This is a genomic window from Caballeronia fortuita (assembly GCF_001544835.2).
Taxonomy (GTDB): Bacteria; Pseudomonadota; Gammaproteobacteria; order Burkholderiales; family Burkholderiaceae; genus Caballeronia; species Caballeronia fortuita.
The window spans coordinates 1-1,600 of sequence record NZ_FCNX02000045.1 but is presented as its reverse complement, the minus strand read 5'-3'; the positions used below and the strand labels follow the sequence as shown (position 1 = coordinate 1,600).

Here is a 1,600-nt window from a genome sequence, read left to right as displayed (position 1 = left end):
AGTTCCGGCACGACCGAGAACAGATCGCCGACGAGACCGTAATCGGCCACGCTGAAAATCGGCGCTTCCGGGTCCTTGTTGATCGCGACGATAACCTTGCTGTCCTTCATGCCGGCCAGATGCTGGATCGCGCCCGAGATGCCGACCGCCACATACAGTTGCGGCGCGACGATCTTGCCCGTCTGGCCGACCTGGAAGTCGTTCGGCACATAGCCTGCATCGACCGCCGCGCGCGATGCGCCCAGCGCCGCGCCGAGCTTGTCGGCGAGCGGTTCGAGCGTCTTCGTGTAGTTCTCGCCGCTGCCGAGTCCGCGGCCGCCCGACACGATGATATGCGCGCTCGTCAACTCAGGACGATCGAGCTTCGTCACTTCGCGCGATACGAACGACGAGATGCCTGCGTCGGCTGCGGCTTCGATCTTTTCCACTTGAGCATTGCCGCCTTCTGCAGCAACCGGATCGAAACCCGTCGCGCGGACGGTGATGACCTTGATCGGATCGCTCGATTGAACGGTCGCAATCGCGTTGCCTGCGTAGATCGGGCGCTCGAACGTATCGGCGCTGTCGACGGCGGTAATGTCGCTGATCTGCGCGACGTCCAGATGCGCGGCGATGCGCGGCGCGATGTTTTTGCCGTAAGCCGTCGCCGGAGCAAGAATATGCGAGTAATCCTTCGCGATGTTCAGCACCGTGCCTTCGACGTTTTCCGCGAGACCTTCGGCGAGTTGAGGCGCATCGGCGAGCAGCACTTTGCCGACGCCTGCGATCTTCGCTGCCGCGTCCGCCGCGCCCTGCGCGTTCGAACCCGCGACCAGCACATGCACGTCGCCACCGATCTTCGATGCCGCCGCAACCGTGTTCAGCGTCGCTGCCTTGATCGACGCGTTATCGTGTTCCGCAATCACAAGAGTCGTCATCAGATTACCTTCGCTTCGTTCTTCAGTTTTTCGACCAGCGTCTTCACGTCCGGCACCGTGATGCCCGCGCTGCGCTTCGGCGGCTCGACGACTTTCAGCGTCTTCAGACGCGGCGCGACATCGACGCCGAGATCGGCGGGTTTCACCGTCGTCAGCGGTTTCTTCTTCGCCTTCATGATGTTCGGCAGCGTCACGTAGCGCGGCTCGTTCAGGCGCAGGTCCGTCGTGACCACTGCGGGCAGCTTGAGCGACAGCGTTTCCGCGCCGCCATCGACTTCGCGCGACACGGTCGCCTTGCCATCGGCGACAACGACCTTCGATGCGAACGTCGCTTGCGGCAGGCCTGCCAGCGCGGCGAGCATCTGACCGGTCTGGTTCGAATCGTCATCGATGGCTTGTTTGCCGAGAATTACGAGCTCAGGCTTTTCCTGATCGACCAGTGCCTTGAGAATCTTCGCGACCGCCAGCGGCTGCAGTTCATCGGCCGATTCGACGAGAATCGCGCGATCCGCACCAATAGCCAGCGCCGTGCGCAGCGTTTCCTGACATTGCGTCACGCCGCACGACACCGCGATCACTTCGGTTGCAACGCCCGCTTCCTTCAACCGCACCGCTTCTTCCACGGCGATTTCATCGAACGGATTCATCGACATCTTCACGTTGGCGATATCGACGCCCGTGTT

2 protein-coding genes are annotated in these 1,600 nt (G+C 62.2%); both read right to left on the bottom strand.

Going from position 1 to position 1,600, the window contains the following annotated elements; genetic code table 11:
• On the bottom strand, window positions 1–917 hold a 917-nt coding region (locus tag AWB77_RS34035), incomplete at its 3' end, for an electron transfer flavoprotein subunit alpha/FixB family protein (RefSeq protein ID WP_061138846.1).
• On the bottom strand, window positions 917–1,600 hold a 684-nt coding region (locus tag AWB77_RS34030), incomplete at its 5' end, for an electron transfer flavoprotein subunit beta/FixA family protein (RefSeq protein ID WP_061138845.1). The genes AWB77_RS34030 and AWB77_RS34035, both read right to left, overlap by 1 nt.